A 14400-nucleotide genomic window follows, 5' to 3' on the forward strand; every position below is an offset into this window, starting at 1 on the left:
GAGGCTCCCTTCTTTCATGGTGCTGGCCGGCTCAAGCCCCTTCTGGCAGAGGACGGCGTACCCTCGGCTTGAGCTGGGAGAGCATGACCCCGGTCAGGATGAGGCCGCCCCCCAGCAGGTGATAGCCGTGGATGGGCTCCCCCAGGGTGATGACGGCGATGAGGGCCGTGCACAGGGGCATCAGGTTCATGAAGACCGAAGTGCGCTCCGCCCCCAGGGTGGCGAGGCCGCGCATCCAGCAGTAGGCGGCGAAGATGGAGGAGGCGAGGCCGGCGAACAGCACCATGCTCCAGCCCTGGGCGGGAATGGCCAGGGAGTCGGCAGAGAGGGCCACCGGGATGAGCAGCAGCACCGCCAGCAGGATCTGCAGGTAGAGGTTGAGCCAGGGGCCGAACGGCAGTTGCCAGCGGCGGATCAGCAGGCCATAGAGGGCATAGCTGGCCGCCCCCAGCAGCATCATGCCGTCGCCGGGGTTGATGCCGCTGTGCAGCAGTGCCAGGGGATTGCCCTGACCCAGCAGCCAGAGCACCCCGAACAGGGAGAGGCTCATGCCGAGCAGCGCCTGCTTGCCCGGCTTCTGGCCAAAGCAGCAGGCCCCGATGAGCAGGGTGAGCAGGGGCAGCAGGGAGCCGATGACCCCCATGTTGGTGGCCGAGGTGCTGTGGGCGGCGTAGTAGGCGAGGCACTGGTAGAGCACCATGCCGAGCAGGGAGAGCACCAGCAGCTTGCCGAGCCAGGGGCGGATGTCGGCCCGGCGGCGCCAGAGCTGCGGCAGGCAGAAGGGGGAGAGCGCGAGGGCGGCGATCACCCAGCGATAGAAGGAGATGGCGGCGGGATCCAGCACGCCGGCGGCGGCCTTGGAGACCACGGTATTGGCGGCCCAGATCAGGATGGCGAGCAGGGGGAAGAGAAAAGGCATAGGCACTCCTTGGTACGATGGGGAGAGTCTAGCCTTGTCTTGAACGAGGTAAGTAGCGTAAATAAGACATGTCATAACCGCTTTGGGACAATCTGCATGGGCACCCTCACCCTGGCCGAGCAGGATCGCCTGCTGGCCGACCCCAACCCCCTCTACTTTCGCTACAGCCAGATCCAGGGGGGCAACGCCTGCGCCGAGCACGCCCACCCCTGGGGTCAGCTCAGCCTCATCAGCCTGGGGGTCATGGTGGTGGAGGTGGGGGGAGAGCGGCTGGTGGCGCCCCCGGACTACCTCATCTGGGTGCCGGCGGACCTGCCCCACACCGCCTTCAACGAGCAGACCCTGGATTACACCTCCATCTACGTGAGCCACGCCCTGGCCCCGCGCCTGCCACGGGAACCCCAGCTGCTGGCCCTCACCCCCTTGCTGCGGGCCCTGCTGGAGGACTTCACCCAGCGCCGGGTCGGGCACATGGAGGATGAGTGGGATGCCCGCCAGGGTGAACTCTTCATCGAGAAGCTGGCCCGCACCCGTTGCCAGCCGAGCTACCTGCCCCAGAGCCGGGATCGCCTGCTGGCACCCTTGCTGGCGGCATTGCAGGCGGCGCCGGAGGACAACCGCACGCTGGTGGAGTGGGCCAGGGCGCTGCACACCACGGAGCGCACCCTGGCGCGGCGTTGCCAGAAGGAGCTTGGCATGAGCCTGGGCCAGTGGCGCACCCGGCTGCGGTTGGTGAAGGCGCTGGACTGGCTGCGGGGCGAGATGCCGGTGCAGGAGATCGCCTGGCGCCTCGGTTACGCCTCCACCTCGGCTTTCATCGCCATGTTCCAGCGGGAACAGGGCTGCGCCCCCCAGCGCTATCGCCAGCAACTGGGCCAACCCGTGGCCTGAACCGCATGAAAAAGGGCGCCCGCAGGCGCCCTTGTGGATCACGGGATGGGCTTAGAAGAAGCCGAGGGGGTTGATGTCGTGGCTCACCAGCAGGTTCTTGGTGTTCTGGTAGTGGTCCAGCATCATCTTGTGGGTCTCGCGACCGATCCCCGACTTCTTGTAGCCGCCAAAGGCCGCATGGGCCGGGTAGGCGTGGTAGCAGTTGACCCAGACCCGGCCGGCCTGGATGCCGCGCCCCATGCGCCAAGCCAGATTGCTGTCCCGGGTCCACAGGCCCGCCCCCAGCCCGTACTGGGTGTCGTTGGCAATGGCCAGGGCATCCGCCTCGTCCTTGAAGGTGGTGACCCCGAGCGCCGGCCCGAAGATCTCCTCCTGGAACACCCGCATCTTGTTCTGGCCCGAGAAGATGGTGGGCTGGATGTAGAAGCCCCCCTCCAGCCCGCCCACCTTGGCCGGGCCGCCGCCCAGCAGCATCTTGGCCCCTTCGCCGCGGCCGATCTCCATATAGCTCAGGATCTTGTCGAACTGCTCGCGGGACGCCTGGGCCCCCACCTGGGTCGTGGTGTCGAGGGGGTTGCCCTGCACTATGGTGCGGGCGCGGGCCAGCACCCGGTCCATGAAGTCGTCATAGATGCTGGCCTGCACCAGGGCGCGGGAGGGGCAGGTACACACCTCCCCCTGGTTGAAGAAGGTCATCAGCATCCCTTCCACCGCCTTGTCGATGTAGCTGCTCTCGTGCTGCATCACGTCGGCGAAGTAGATGTTGGGGGACTTGCCACCGAGCTCCACGGTGGAGGGGATCAGCTTGTCGGCGGCGCAGCGCAGGATATGGGCGCCCACCTCGGTGGAGCCGGTAAACGCCAGCTTCTGGATCCGGTTGCTGGTGGCGAGCGCCTGGCCCGCCTCGGCGCCGAAGCCGTTGACCACGTTGACTACGCCAGGGGGCAGGATGTCCTTGATGAGATCCATCATCAGCATGATGGTGACCGGGGTCTGCTCGGCGGGCTTGAGCACGCTGCAGCAGCCGGCCGCCAGTACCGGGGCCAGCTTCCAGGCGGCCATCAGCAGGGGGAAGTTCCACGGGATGATCTGGCCGACCACGCCGATGGGCTCCTTGAAGTGGTAGCTGACGGTGTTCTGGTCCAGCTCGGCGGCGGAGCCCTCCTGGGCGCGGATGCAGCCGGCGAAGTAGCGGAAGTGATCCACCACCAGGGGCAGGTCGGCGGCCAGGGTCTCGCGCACCGCCTTGCCGTTCTCCCAGGTCTCGGCGACGGCGAGCCGCTCAATGTTCTGTTCGATGCGATCGGCGATGCGCAGCAGCAGGTTGCTGCGCTCGGTGACGCTGGTCTTGCTCCAGCTGGCGAACGCCTTGTGGGCCGCGTCCAGGGCGAGCTCGATGTCGGCGGCGTCGGAGCGGGCCACCTCGCAGAACACCCGGCCATCCACCGGCGAGATGTTCTCGAAATAGCGGCCGGCGCGCGGCGCCACCCAGTCGCCACCGATGAAGTTGTCATAACGGGATTTGAAGCTGACCAGGGCACCTGCCTGACCGGGAGCGGTATAAATCATCTCATCATCCTTATGTGTGTGTGGTCCTGACCGGCCTGGCGGGCAGTCCGGTTGCTTCCTGTCATCGCAAGGGGCGTGCCAGCGGGCGGCGCTCTACACAAAAAGGTTGCAAAAACGTTATCAAACGGGGTGCCAAGGGGTATCTTGGTTAACCAGTGCCCCCCAGGGCGGCCCCCGAACTGTGCCGTTTCTGAACATCGGGTGTGACACTGTGCCGTTTGTGAACAGGAGACGTGATGAAGGCGCTCCCCCAAGGCGGCCCTATTCGCGAGTGTGTAGAAGGAGGTGTGATGAGCGAGTTGCCTCAATCCGGTGCCAGCCCAATCCAGCGCTCCTGGGAGCGCTGCCTGCATCAGGGGCTGAGCCGCCAGCAGAGCGCCGAGCTGGACTTGCTGCCCCAGGGGGAGCTGTCGGCTCGCCAGGAGCAGCACAGGACGCTCATCGCCTGCTTCCAGCGCTTCGTGCTGCCGCTCTTTGGCCAGTTGCTGGCGGGCAGACCCTGTCGTCTGCTGTTGTGTGACGGCGAGGGGGCCATCCTCGCGGTGAGCGGAGACGACCGGTTTGCCCGCCATGCCGAGCGCATTTTTTTGCGCAGCGGCGCCCGCTGGGGGGAGGCGAGCAAGGGCACCAACGCCATCGGCACCGCGCTGGCCGAGCAGAGCGAGGTGCAGGTGCTGGGGGCGCAGCACTTCTTCGCCCAGCACAGCTTTCTCAGTTGCAGCGCCTGCCCCCTGCTCGGGCCGGACGGGCAACTGCTCGGCGTGCTCGACATCTCCACCGATGCGGCCCACCACGGCGGCGACATGCTGGGCACCGTGCGCCTCCTGGCCATGACCCTGGAAAACGCCCTGCTGGCCCGCCAGCCGGGCTGGCTGGTGGATCTCGATCCCCAGAGTCTCTGGTCTGCCCGCCTGCTGCTGGGGGAGGGGGGCGAGCTGCTCGGGGCCAACCGGGCCGGTCGGCTCTGGCTCGGCCAGCACCCCTTCGACGGTCAGCAGTTGCTGCGCGAGCGCCGCGGCCTGCGGCTGGTGCCGGAGGAGCGCGCCGCCAGGCTCCCCCTGCCGAGCGCGGTTGAGGAGGGGGGATCGCAGGCGCAGCAGGTGCCGCTCAAGATGCTGGAGCGGGGCATCTCATTGCTCATCGAGGGGGAGACCGGCAGCGGCAAGGAGCACCTGGTGCGCACCCTGCACGCCAGTTCGAGCCGTCGGGAGCGGCCTCTGGTGTGCGTCAACTGCGGCGCCCTGCCGGCGGAGCTGGTGGAGGCCGAGCTGTTCGGCTACGTGAGGGGGGCCTTCAGCGGTGCCCGCAGCCAGGGCAGCCAGGGCTATCTGCGCGCCGCCCACGGCGGCATCCTGATGCTGGATGAAATTGGCGAGCTGCCGCTCCAGGCCCAGACCCGGCTGCTGCGGGTGTTGCAGGAGCGCGTCGTCACCCCGGTGGGCAGCCACAGACCCGAGGCGGTGGATTTCTGGCTGGTCAGCGCCAGCCATCGGGATCTGGCGGCCATGGTGGCGGCCGGCACCTTTCGCGAAGATCTCTACTACCGCATCTGCGGCTGGCGCCAGCAACTGGCACCCCTGCGGGCCTGGTCGGTGCCCGAGCGTCAGGGGCTGATCCTGAACCTGCTCGCCCAGATGGACCCGGCGCTACAACTGAGCCGGGAGGCGGAGCAGCGGTTGCTGGCCCACCCTCTGCCCGGCAACGTACGCCAGCTCAAACAGGCGCTGGAGGTGGCCTGTGTGCTGGCAGAGGGGCAGGGCTGGATTGAACCTGCCCATCTGCATCTGCCCGCCGTGGCGGGGGGAACGAGCTCACCTTTGGGAGGGAGTACCCTGCGCGAGCAGAGTCGGCAGCGGGTGCAGCAGACCCTGGCAGAGTGCGGCGGCAACGTGAGCGAGGCGGCGCGCCGTCTTGGCATCAGTCGCACCACCCTCTATCGGGCGCTGCGGGAGGAGAGGTGAAGGGTGTCGCGCCGTCCAGCGCTTGTGTAGACTGCGGTGGCAAGGACGTTTTTTCGTTATGTTTCCATCGCAGGGAGTGCGCAATGACCCATCTTACGACCGACGAGGCCCCCCGCCTCTCTCCCGGCTGCTGGCCGATGCCGCTTGCGCCCTATGGGGCCCGTGCCGGTTAGTCGGCACCCGTCTGCGCCCGGTGCGGCGCGTGTAATAACCTTGGATCTGGATCAGCGCGGTCCGGCGCTTCAAGGTGTAGGGTAAAAGCCCTTTTTCAGGTGTGATGCCGATGATCCCTTCCTATTCCCGCATGACGACGCTGTTGTTCTGGTGCCTGCTGGCGGCGAGCCTGCTGGCCATGGTGTTATTCGAATTCGGACCCGAGCGGCGGCTCGACATCCTGAGCCAGGCCGGTTTGTCCGTGCGTGCCCAGGATGACAGGGCCCACAAGGGCTCCTCCGTCGCCACCCTGAGTCAGGGGGGCGACAGACCCGCCATCCAGTGCACCCTGCGAAGCCAATATGCCTATCCTTTCTGCGAGCTGGTTCTGACCCTGACCGACCCCGAGCGGGGGCTGGATCTCTCCGGCTTCACCGGGGTGCGGGTGAGGCTGGATGTAGAAGGGCAAGGGGAACAGGCCTGGCGCCTTTATCTGCGCAACTACGATCCCGTCTACTCGACGCGGGAAGACGAGAGTTCCCACAAGTTCAACGAAGTGCTCTTCACCGCCAGGGATTTTGGCCGCGAGCAGGATGTCCCCCTGAACGTCTTCGCCCCCAGCTCCTGGTGGGTGCAGCAGTACGACATTCCGCTGGTCCAGCAGGGGCCGGATCTGCACCATGTCTACGCCATCGAGATCGCCTCCGATGACAAGATGCTGCCGGGGGAGTACCGGTTGCGGCTCGAGCGGCTGGAGTTCTATGGCCGCTGGTGCAAGCCGGGGGACTTCTATCGCTATCTGCTGCTGGGGTGGCTTGTCTACGGCGTGCTGCTCTTCCTGGTCCAGAACCTGATGTTTGGCGATCGGCTGCGCAAGGCCAGGGAGGCGCGCCTCGCGGCTGAAGCCCTGAGTGCGAGCCTGTGCGAGCAGAACCGGCGTACCGAGGAGGAGGCCCGCTACGATCCCCTGACCGGGGCCCTCAACCGGCTCGGCGGCGAAAAGCTGCTCGGGGAGCTCGGCGAGATGCCGCTCTCCTTCATCTATATCGACATCGATCACTTCAAGGGGGTCAACGACGGTCACGGCCACCCGGTGGGGGACGAGGTGCTCAAGCACATGGTGAGCGAGCTGCTGCGCCATTGCGACAGCCTGTGCCGACTGGTGCGCTGGGGCGGGGAGGAGTTCGTGCTGGTCTGTCTCCATTACGACGAGGGACGGGCCGCCGCCCTGGCGGAGCGGCTGAGAGGGGCGCTGGAGGGGTACAGGCACTGGCCGCTGGGGCTTGGGATCACCGCCTCCTTCGGGGTGGCCGAGCGGCGCAAGGATAGCCTGGAGCAGGCGCTCAAGCGGGCCGACGAGGCGCTCTATCAGGCCAAGCAGAATGGTCGCAACCGGGTGGAGGTGGCGCCCGACTGAACCGGCGCTGGAGCCCATGGCCGGGCGGGGCTATCATGCGCCCCATCATCCATCCGAGGAGAGATGCCATGGCACAACACATTGGCGCCCTGACGCTGCTGGTGGCGGATTACGACGAGGCTATCGCCTTCTTCACCCGGGGAATGGGCTTCGAGCTATTGGAAGACTCCCCCCTCGACGAGCCGGGCAAACCGGGCAAACGCTGGGTGCGGGTCGCACCCAAGGGGGCTCCCGGTTCCGCCCTGCTGCTGGCCCGCGCGGCCAACGAGGAGCAGCGCGCCGCCATCGGTCGCCAGGGGGGCGGTCGGGTCTTCCTGTTTCTCGAGACCGACGACTTCTGGGGCGATTACGAGCGGATGCAGGCCTATGGCGTTCATTTTTGTGAACAGCCGCGCCTCGAACCCTACGGCACCGTGGTGGTGTTCGAGGACATCAGTGGCAATCGCTGGGACCTGCTGCAACTCGCTGCTGCCAACTGAATCTGAAAACGTTTATCATCCCGCCCGTCATAAAGTCATAAAAGTGTCACAGAAAGTTCTAATAATTGGCGCACCCATCTTCACAGAGGAGAGAGAAGGGATATGGCTAAGCGAATTCTGGTGGTCGAGGACGAGGCACCGATCCGCGAAATGCTCTGCTTCGTGCTTGAGCAGAAGGGATATGAAACAGTAGAAGCAGAAGATTACGCCGATGGACTGGCAAAGGTGCGCGAACCCTACCCCGAACTCATCGTGCTGGACTGGATGATGCCAGGTGGCAGTGGTATCCAGTTCCTCAAGCAGCTCAAGCAGGATGAGATGACTCGCCAGATCCCGGTGGTGATGCTGACCGCCCGGGGCGAGGAAGAGGACAAGGTGCGCGGGCTCGAGGCCGGTGCCGACGACTACATCACCAAGCCCTTCTCCCCCAAGGAGCTCACCGCCCGCCTGCACGCCGTGATGCGCCGTGTCTCTCCCACCTCGGTGGACGAGGTGATCGAGGTGCAGGGGCTAAAGCTGGATCCCGTTTCCCACCGGGTCAGTGCCGAGGAGAAGGCCCTCGACATGGGGCCGACCGAATTCAAGCTGCTGCACTTCTTCATGACCCACCCCGAGCGGGTCTACAGCCGCGAGCAGTTGCTCAACAACGTCTGGGGTACCAACGTGTATGTCGAGGACAGGACGGTGGACGTGCACATTCGCCGCCTGCGCAAGGCCATCGAAGAGACGGGGCACGACAGATTGATCCAGACGGTGCGCGGGGCCGGCTACCGCTTCTCGACCCGTCTCTAGGTCAGGGCCAGTGCCGCCAGCGCCTGCCGGCGGGCATTGGACCCGGCTCTTTGCTGTCTCTAGGAGATCTTAATGTTGCAACCTTACGCCTGGCGGCGACAGTTGTGGCGAATGGCGTTCTTCTACAGCCCCTTCGTCTTGGTAGGTTGGTTAATCGATCATCTCGTTCTCTGCCTGCTGGTGGCCACTGTGGTGCACCTGGTCTGGCACTACCGCTTCCAGAAGCGGCTGTCGGACTGGCTGTGGCACGATCGCAGCCTGGTGCCGCCCCACGGCAGCGGCAGCTGGGAGCACATCTTCAACGGCATCTACAAGTTGCAGCAGCGTCACCGGGCCCGGCGCCGGGAGCTGGCGGGCCTCATCCGCCGTTTTCGGGAAGGGGCGGAGGCGCTGCCCGATGCGGCCGTGGTGTTTCGCACCGACGGCAGCATCCTCTGGTGCAACCGGCTGGCGGAGCAACTGCTCGGCTTTCGCTGGCCCGAGGATGCCGGCCAGCACATCGGCAACCTGATCCGTCACCCCGCCTTCGTCGCCTATCTGGGCAAGGGGCAGTATGACGAGCCGTTCGAGATGCACTCCCCCATCAACGAGGAGAAGTTCCTCGAATTTCGCATCATGCCCTATGCGGAGGACCAGGCCATGCTGGTGGTGCGGGACGTGACCCGGCTGCGCAGCCTGGAGAAGACGCGCAAGCACTTCGTCTCCAACGTCTCTCACGAGCTGCGCACCCCCCTCACCGTGCTCAAGGGGTATCTGGAGATGACCGAGGAGCCGCCGCCCCCCGCCATGTGGGCCAAGGCGCACAAGGTGATGATGGAGCAGACGATCCGCATGGACAATCTGGTCAACCAGCTGCTCACCCTGTCTCGCATCGAGGCGGCGCCCACCGTGGATCTCTCCCATCTGGTGGACATGCCCGCCATGCTGGGGCTGCTGGAGCAGGAGGCGCGGGCGCTCTCCGGCGAGCGGGCCCACGAGATCGTCTTCATGGTTCAGCCCAATCTGCTGGTGCGCGGGGATCAGGATCAACTGCGCAGCGCCGTCTCCAACCTGGTCTACAACGCCATCCACTACACCCCGGCGGGGCGCAAGATCACCGTGGAGTGGCGCAAGCAGGGGAGCATGGCGCTGTTTGCGGTCCAGGATGAGGGGGAGGGGATCCCCCCCGAGCATCTGGCGCGGCTCACCGAGCGGTTCTATCGGGTCGACAAGGCCCGCTCGCGCCACACCGGAGGGTCCGGGCTCGGCCTTGCCATCGTCAAGCATGCCCTGAGTCATCACGATGCCCATCTCGATATCGAGAGCCGGGTCGGTGCGGGCAGCCGCTTCAGCTTTCTCATTCCCGCCCGCATGGTGCTGGTGAAATAATATTTTGTGTCAATGTGTTAGCAACGAGAGAAGGGCTGCATCGCAGCCCTTTTTTCATCCGGGCCACTCTCGGCCCATGTCATCAAAGTGTCATATAAATTCCATAAATTTGTCACTGCCAGGCCAGATACTGGCGCCGTCTTAAAGAACGGACCTTCTGTAACACTGGAGAAGGAGTGGTGCTGGCCCACGGATCATTGCGATCGGGTGTCAACCACGTTTAGACGTCAACCTGACGATTGCCTTCTGCAACCTTGGACTTGGAGAGATTGGATGAAACTCAACAAACTGGCTGGTGTCATCGGATTCACCGCAGCAACCCTGTTTTCTGTCAGCGCTCTGGCTGCCGGTGTGGATAAAGACCTGCCGGAATACACACCGACCAGCGGCATCTCGGGCAACCTGTCCTCTGTCGGCTCGGACACCCTGGCCAACATGATGACCCTGTGGGCCGAAGAATTTAAGCGCATGTATCCCAACGTCAACGTGCAGATCCAGGCCGCCGGTTCTTCCACCGCACCGACTGCCCTGACCGAGGGCGTCGCCCAGTTTGGCCCCATGAGCCGCGCCATGAAGGCCGGTGAAGAGGAGGCATTCGAGAAGCGCTACGGCTACAAGCCGACCGCCATCCGCGTCGCCGTCGATGCCCTGGCCGTGTTCGTCAACAAGGACAACCCCATCAAGGGGCTGACCATGTCGCAGATCGACGCCATCTTCTCCAGCACCCTCAAGTGCGGCGAAGCCAAGGCGGCCACCAAGTGGTCTGATCTGGGTCTGGACGGCAGCTGGTCCGGCAAGGATCTGCAACTGTTCGGTCGCAACTCCGTGTCCGGTACCTACGGTTACTTCAAGGAACACGCCCTGTGCAACGGTGACTTCAAGAGCGGCGTGAACGAGCAGCCGGGCTCCGCCTCCGTGGTACAGTCCGTCTCCTCCTCCCTGAACGGCATCGGCTACTCCGGTATCGGCTACGTCACCTCCGGCGTACGTGCCGTTCCGCTCTCCAAGGATGGCAAGACCTTCATCGAGGCGAACTCCGACAACGCCATCACCGGCAAGTACCCGCTGTCGCGCTTCCTGTACGTCTATGTGAACAAGCATCCGAACAAGCCGCTCTCCCCGATGGAGCAGGAGTTTGTGAAGATGATGCTCTCCAAGGCGGGCCAGACCATCGTTGCCAAGGACGGCTATGTGCCGGTCCCGGCCAAGGTGGTTCAGGCCGACCTGAAGAAGCTGGGCATCATGTAACAGAACATGCCCTTGCAGAAAAACGAGCCCCATGCGGGCTCGTTTTCATTGGTGCGCCCCAGGATCTTTTTGGTCGCAGGGCGCAGCGCCCGGCTTGCGCCGGGCGGCGGCATTTCCGAGAATAGGGCAACTTCACGGCAAAGGACCCTCTCATGCGCGCATCTTCCCTCTCCAGACTGGCCCTGACGGCCTTGTGCAGCGCCCTGCTGGCCGGCTGCGCCCAGTCACCGACCGGTCGCAACCAGATGCTGCTCTTCTCCCCCCAGCAGATGAACCAGCTGGGCGCCGACTCCTTCACCCAGATGAAGCAGCAGGAGAAGGTGAGCACGGATGCCAGGATGAATGCCTATGTGGGCTGCGTGGCCAAGGCGGTGACCGCCCAGGTGCCTGCCAGCTATGGCATCACCAGCTGGGAGGTGGTGGTGTTCGACTCCAAGGAGATCAACGCCTTCGCCCTGCCCGGCGGCAAGATAGGCGTTTACAGCGGCCTGCTGAAAGTCGCCAAGAATCAGGACCAGCTCGCCACCGTCATCGGTCACGAACTGACCCACGTGCTGGCCCAGCACTCCAACGAGCGCCTCTCCCGGGATCAGCTGACCGGTATCGGGCTGGCGGTGGCGGACGCCGCCATCGGCAGCAGCGACAGCCTCGGGGGCGCTGCCACCATGGCCGCCCTGGGCCTCGGGGTCCAGGTGGGGATAGCCCTGCCTTATGGCAGAACCCAGGAGAGCGAGGCGGACCGGCTCGGTCTCGAGCTGATGGCCCGCGCCGGGTTCAACCCGGCCGAAGCCGTCACCCTGTGGCAGAACATGAGCGCCGCCTCCGGTGGCAAGGCACCGCCCCAGTTGCTCTCCACCCACCCCAGCGACCAGAGCCGGATCGCCAACCTGCAGGCCCAGCAGGCCGAAGTGCAGCCCCTGTACCAGCAGGCGAAAGCATCAGGACTGGTTCCCCAGTGCAAGGCGTAAGCCTGCGCCTGGCGCGTCCCGCCGATGCCGCCGCTATGACGGTGATGCAGCGGGCGAGCTGGCTGGCGGCCTACGGGGAGGTGCTGGGGGCCGACATGCTGGCCCAGCTGGCGGTGACCGACCACCTGCAGATCTGGCGACATCGGCTCGCCGAGCCCGGCCCCGTTCCCATGCTGGTCTGCCAGGACGACGTGGTCATCGGCCTGCTCTACTGGCAGCCCTCCCTGGAGGAAGGCTTGATGACGGCGCGGATCCGGGCGCTCTACCTTCATCCCGATCACTGGCGTCAGGGTCATGGCAAACGGCTGTGGCAGGCGGTGGCGGTGCAGATGCGCCGGGCCGGTTGCGAGTGCGTCAGGCTCTGGCTGCTGGATGGCAATCACATCGGCGAGGGATTCTACCTGCGCCGCGGCTTCATGTTCGACGGTCAGGAGCGCACCCTGATGAGCCTCGGACAACCTTGCCAACAACGACAAATGTTCCGTTTGCTTTGAGCTGGCTCCCGTTTTTCGCCCTCGGTCACTTTATTTTTTTTGCGAATTAATACAATGTGCCCCATCTGGACAGACTGAGGTGGCCGGGTCCACCGCAAGGGAGTGTGGCATGTACTACGGATTTGACATTGGCGGCACCAAGATAGCGTTCGCTGTGTATGACGGCGCCTTGAATCTCTGTCACGAGGAGCGCATGAGCACTCCCGGCAATGATTACGAAGGGTTGCAGCAGCTGATCCGCGAGCGGGTCGAGGCGGCGGATGCGCGCTTCGGGGTGAAAGGGGCCGTCGGCATCGGGTTTCCGGGGATCCTCAATCGCCTCGACGGGAGCATAGTGGCGGCCAACCTGCCCGCCATCCATGGCCGCCATCTGGGGGCGGATCTGGCCGAGCTGCTGGGCCGACCGGTCAAGGTCGACAATGACGCCAACTGTTTCCTCTGGTCGGAAGTGCATCAGGGGGCCGCAGACGGTGCTGGCAGCGCCCTCGGCGTCACCATAGGCACCGGCATCGGCGGCGCCGTCTACCTGGCGGGCAAGCTCATCCAGGGGCGCAACTGGCTGGCGGGGGAGATAGGTCACTACCCGCTGCCCGCCACCATCCTGATGAAATACCCGGATTTGCCCCGTCCCCGCTGTGGCTGCGGGCGCCTGGTCTGTTTCGAAACCTATGCGTCGGGCACGGGCCTGGAGCGGCTATACCACCATGTTCATGGGGAACGGGTGAGCGGCCACCAGATCGTCGCCCGTGCCGATGCCCGTGAGGCGGCGGCCCTCTCGACCATCGACTGCTGGCTCGAGATCATCGCCGCCGGCCTCGCCACCGCCATCTCGGTGATTGATCCCGATGTGGTGGTGCTGGGGGGCGGCCTGAGCGCCCTGCCAGCCCTCTATGAGGAGTTGCCCAAACGTCTGCCCGGCCACCTGCTGCCCGGTGTCGCCCTGCCGGCGATCCGCGAGGCCCGCTTCGGTGGTGCCGGCGGTGTGCGCGGTGCAGCCCTGCTCAATCTGTGAGATCGGACAGAGGGTCTGATCTCCCCGAACAAGGAGTCATCATGACCCGTCTTGAAATCTGTATCGACAACCTCGAATCCCTGTTCACCGCCCAGGCGGCCGGCGCCGATCGCATCGAGCTCTGCTCTGCGCTGGGGCTGGGCGGTCTCACTCCCTCCTATGGCTTCATGCAGCAGGTGGCGCGCCACGCCACCATCCCCGTCTACGCCATGATCCGGCCCCGTGCCGGGGATTTCTGTTTTGGCGAGGGGGAGTTCGACATCATGCTGCAGGATATCGCCGCCGCCCGTGCCGCCGGCCTGCAAGGGGTGGTGGTCGGTCTGCTGGATGAAGATGGACGGGTACCCGAAGGCAAGCTCCGGCAACTGATCGAGGCGGCGGGGCCGCTCGGCGTCACCTTCCACCGGGCCATCGATCTCTCCTCCGACTGGCGGCTGGATCTCGAGACGATCGTCGCAGCGGGTTGCGAGCGCATTCTGAGCTCCGGCCATGCGCCGACCGCGCTGGCGGGGCTCGAAACCCTGCAGGCCATGCACCAGGCGCTGGCGGGACGGGCCAGCCTGATGCCGGGGGCCGGGGTCAACGCCGACAACGTGCGCACCATCATCGAATTCACCGGCGTCAATGAAGTGCACATGTCCGGCATGGGCTGGCGCGGCGGCATGGTACCCCATGGTGTCAACATGGGCACCTCGGACGACGGCCGGGTCAACATCACCGACGGCGCCAAGGTCGCGGCGGTGCGGGCTCTGCTGGACAGGGCCTGATGCAGACCGTGCGGCGCCATGGTGCCTCTCTCTGTGACGTCAACATGGGCACCTCGGACGATGGCCGGGTCAACATCACCGACGGCGCCAAGGTCGCAGCGGTGAGGGCACTGCTGGACAGGGCCTGATACAGGCCGTGCGGCGCCATGGTGCCGCTCTCTGTGACGTCAACATGGGCACCTCGGACGATGGCCGGGTCAACATCACCGACGGCGCCAAGGTCGCGGCGGTGCGGGCTCTGCTGGACAGGGCCTGATACAGGCCGTGCGGCGGTATGGTGCTCTGTTTTGCTCCCTTCTCCCCTTGCGGGAGAAGGGGCGGGGATGAGGGGGCCGATGTGAGGCGTCTCCCACCGGCGGGCA

At 65.4% G+C, this 14400-nt stretch carries 14 protein-coding genes and 1 pseudogene; 13 read left to right on the plus strand and 2 right to left on the minus strand.

Annotated features, from left to right (window positions below; all coding sequences use genetic code 11):
• Positions 1 to 31: 31 nt before the first annotated feature.
• Positions 32 to 919, minus strand: coding sequence for a DMT family transporter (locus AB7E19_RS01690; RefSeq protein ID WP_010673465.1), 888 nt, complete (start codon positions 917 to 919; stop codon positions 32 to 34).
• A 96-nt stretch (positions 920 to 1015) separates the two neighbouring features.
• Between AB7E19_RS01690 and AB7E19_RS01695 the strand changes: the two genes are divergently transcribed.
• Positions 1016 to 1810: an AraC family transcriptional regulator gene (locus AB7E19_RS01695; RefSeq protein ID WP_010673466.1), complete on the plus strand. Its 795-nt coding sequence runs from the start codon at positions 1016 to 1018 to the stop codon at positions 1808 to 1810.
• A 51-nt stretch (positions 1811 to 1861) separates the two neighbouring features.
• Here AB7E19_RS01695 and exaC read toward each other — a convergent pair whose 3' ends face one another.
• The gene (gene exaC / locus AB7E19_RS01700; RefSeq protein ID WP_427934550.1) at positions 1862 to 3379 is read right to left on the minus strand and encodes an acetaldehyde dehydrogenase ExaC; all 1518 of its coding nucleotides are present in this window, start codon (positions 3377 to 3379) and stop codon (positions 1862 to 1864) included.
• 290 nt (positions 3380 to 3669) lie between these two features.
• Between exaC and AB7E19_RS01705 the strand changes: the two genes are divergently transcribed.
• The 12 genes and pseudogenes from AB7E19_RS01705 to AB7E19_RS01760 all read left to right on the plus strand — a co-directional run.
• Entirely contained in the window at positions 3670 to 5340 is a 1671-nt protein-coding gene (locus tag AB7E19_RS01705; protein WP_427934551.1) for a sigma-54-dependent Fis family transcriptional regulator, read from the plus strand.
• A 283-nt stretch (positions 5341 to 5623) separates the two neighbouring features.
• Positions 5624 to 6910 (plus strand): GGDEF domain-containing protein, encoded by a 1287-nt coding sequence (locus AB7E19_RS01710; protein ID WP_045523534.1) that lies wholly within the window; start codon positions 5624 to 5626, stop codon positions 6908 to 6910.
• Between the two features lie 68 nt (positions 6911 to 6978).
• Positions 6979 to 7389 (plus strand): VOC family protein, encoded by a 411-nt coding sequence (locus AB7E19_RS01715; RefSeq protein WP_319862538.1) that lies wholly within the window; start codon positions 6979 to 6981, stop codon positions 7387 to 7389.
• A 102-nt stretch (positions 7390 to 7491) separates the two neighbouring features.
• Positions 7492 to 8181 carry a phosphate regulon transcriptional regulator PhoB gene (gene phoB / locus AB7E19_RS01720; protein ID WP_010673471.1) on the plus strand — a complete coding sequence of 230 codons (690 nt, stop codon included), beginning with the start codon at positions 7492 to 7494 and terminating at the stop codon, positions 8179 to 8181.
• A 72-nt stretch (positions 8182 to 8253) separates the two neighbouring features.
• Positions 8254 to 9549 (plus strand): phosphate regulon sensor histidine kinase PhoR, encoded by a 1296-nt coding sequence (gene phoR / locus AB7E19_RS01725; protein ID WP_010673472.1) that lies wholly within the window; start codon positions 8254 to 8256, stop codon positions 9547 to 9549.
• A 273-nt stretch (positions 9550 to 9822) separates the two neighbouring features.
• The gene (locus AB7E19_RS01730; RefSeq protein ID WP_010673473.1) at positions 9823 to 10797 is read left to right on the plus strand and encodes a PstS family phosphate ABC transporter substrate-binding protein; all 975 of its coding nucleotides are present in this window, start codon (positions 9823 to 9825) and stop codon (positions 10795 to 10797) included.
• Positions 10798 to 10949: 152 nt separating this feature from the next.
• Positions 10950 to 11765, plus strand: a complete 816-nt coding sequence (locus tag AB7E19_RS01735) for a M48 family metallopeptidase (RefSeq protein ID WP_010673474.1) — start codon at positions 10950 to 10952, stop codon at positions 11763 to 11765.
• Positions 11753 to 12259, plus strand: coding sequence for a GNAT family N-acetyltransferase (locus AB7E19_RS01740; RefSeq protein WP_039039287.1), 507 nt, complete (start codon positions 11753 to 11755; stop codon positions 12257 to 12259). The genes AB7E19_RS01735 and AB7E19_RS01740 overlap by 13 nt, the downstream gene beginning before the upstream one ends.
• 109 nt (positions 12260 to 12368) lie before the next feature.
• Positions 12369 to 13271: an ROK family protein gene (locus AB7E19_RS01745; protein WP_045523530.1), complete on the plus strand. Its 903-nt coding sequence runs from the start codon at positions 12369 to 12371 to the stop codon at positions 13269 to 13271.
• Between the two features lie 41 nt (positions 13272 to 13312).
• Entirely contained in the window at positions 13313 to 14038 is a 726-nt protein-coding gene (locus AB7E19_RS01750; protein ID WP_319895861.1) for a copper homeostasis protein CutC, read from the plus strand.
• Positions 14038 to 14166 (plus strand): hypothetical protein, encoded by a 129-nt coding sequence (locus tag AB7E19_RS01755; protein ID WP_373875460.1) that lies wholly within the window; start codon positions 14038 to 14040, stop codon positions 14164 to 14166. Before AB7E19_RS01750 ends, AB7E19_RS01755 begins: the two co-directional genes overlap by 1 nt.
• Positions 14167 to 14201: 35 nt before the next feature.
• Positions 14202 to 14294, plus strand: a pseudogene (locus AB7E19_RS01760) (copper homeostasis protein CutC); the annotation flags it as partial.
• Positions 14295 to 14400: the final 106 nt, after the last annotated feature.

Origin of the sequence: Aeromonas sp., from assembly GCF_050252055.1 — a bacterium.
Classification (GTDB): domain Bacteria; phylum Pseudomonadota; class Gammaproteobacteria; order Enterobacterales; family Aeromonadaceae; genus Aeromonas; species Aeromonas caviae.

Coding starts and splice junctions, on each gene's coding strand:
- AB7E19_RS01690 (WP_010673465.1), bottom strand. CDS start 919: ATGCCTTTTCTCTTCCCCCTGCTCGCCATCCTGATCTGGGCCGCCAAT.
- AB7E19_RS01695 (WP_010673466.1), top strand. CDS start 1,016: ATGGGCACCCTCACCCTGGCCGAGCAGGATCGCCTGCTGGCCGACCCC.
- exaC (WP_427934550.1), bottom strand. CDS start 3,379: ATGATTTATACCGCTCCCGGTCAGGCAGGTGCCCTGGTCAGCTTCAAA.
- AB7E19_RS01705 (WP_427934551.1), top strand. CDS start 3,670: ATGAGCGAGTTGCCTCAATCCGGTGCCAGCCCAATCCAGCGCTCCTGG.
- AB7E19_RS01710 (WP_045523534.1), top strand. CDS start 5,624: ATGATCCCTTCCTATTCCCGCATGACGACGCTGTTGTTCTGGTGCCTG.
- AB7E19_RS01715 (WP_319862538.1), top strand. CDS start 6,979: ATGGCACAACACATTGGCGCCCTGACGCTGCTGGTGGCGGATTACGAC.
- phoB (WP_010673471.1), top strand. CDS start 7,492: ATGGCTAAGCGAATTCTGGTGGTCGAGGACGAGGCACCGATCCGCGAA.
- phoR (WP_010673472.1), top strand. CDS start 8,254: ATGTTGCAACCTTACGCCTGGCGGCGACAGTTGTGGCGAATGGCGTTC.
- AB7E19_RS01730 (WP_010673473.1), top strand. CDS start 9,823: ATGAAACTCAACAAACTGGCTGGTGTCATCGGATTCACCGCAGCAACC.
- AB7E19_RS01735 (WP_010673474.1), top strand. CDS start 10,950: ATGCGCGCATCTTCCCTCTCCAGACTGGCCCTGACGGCCTTGTGCAGC.
- AB7E19_RS01745 (WP_045523530.1), top strand. CDS start 12,369: ATGTACTACGGATTTGACATTGGCGGCACCAAGATAGCGTTCGCTGTG.
- AB7E19_RS01750 (WP_319895861.1), top strand. CDS start 13,313: ATGACCCGTCTTGAAATCTGTATCGACAACCTCGAATCCCTGTTCACC.
- AB7E19_RS01755 (WP_373875460.1), top strand. CDS start 14,038: ATGCAGACCGTGCGGCGCCATGGTGCCTCTCTCTGTGACGTCAACATG.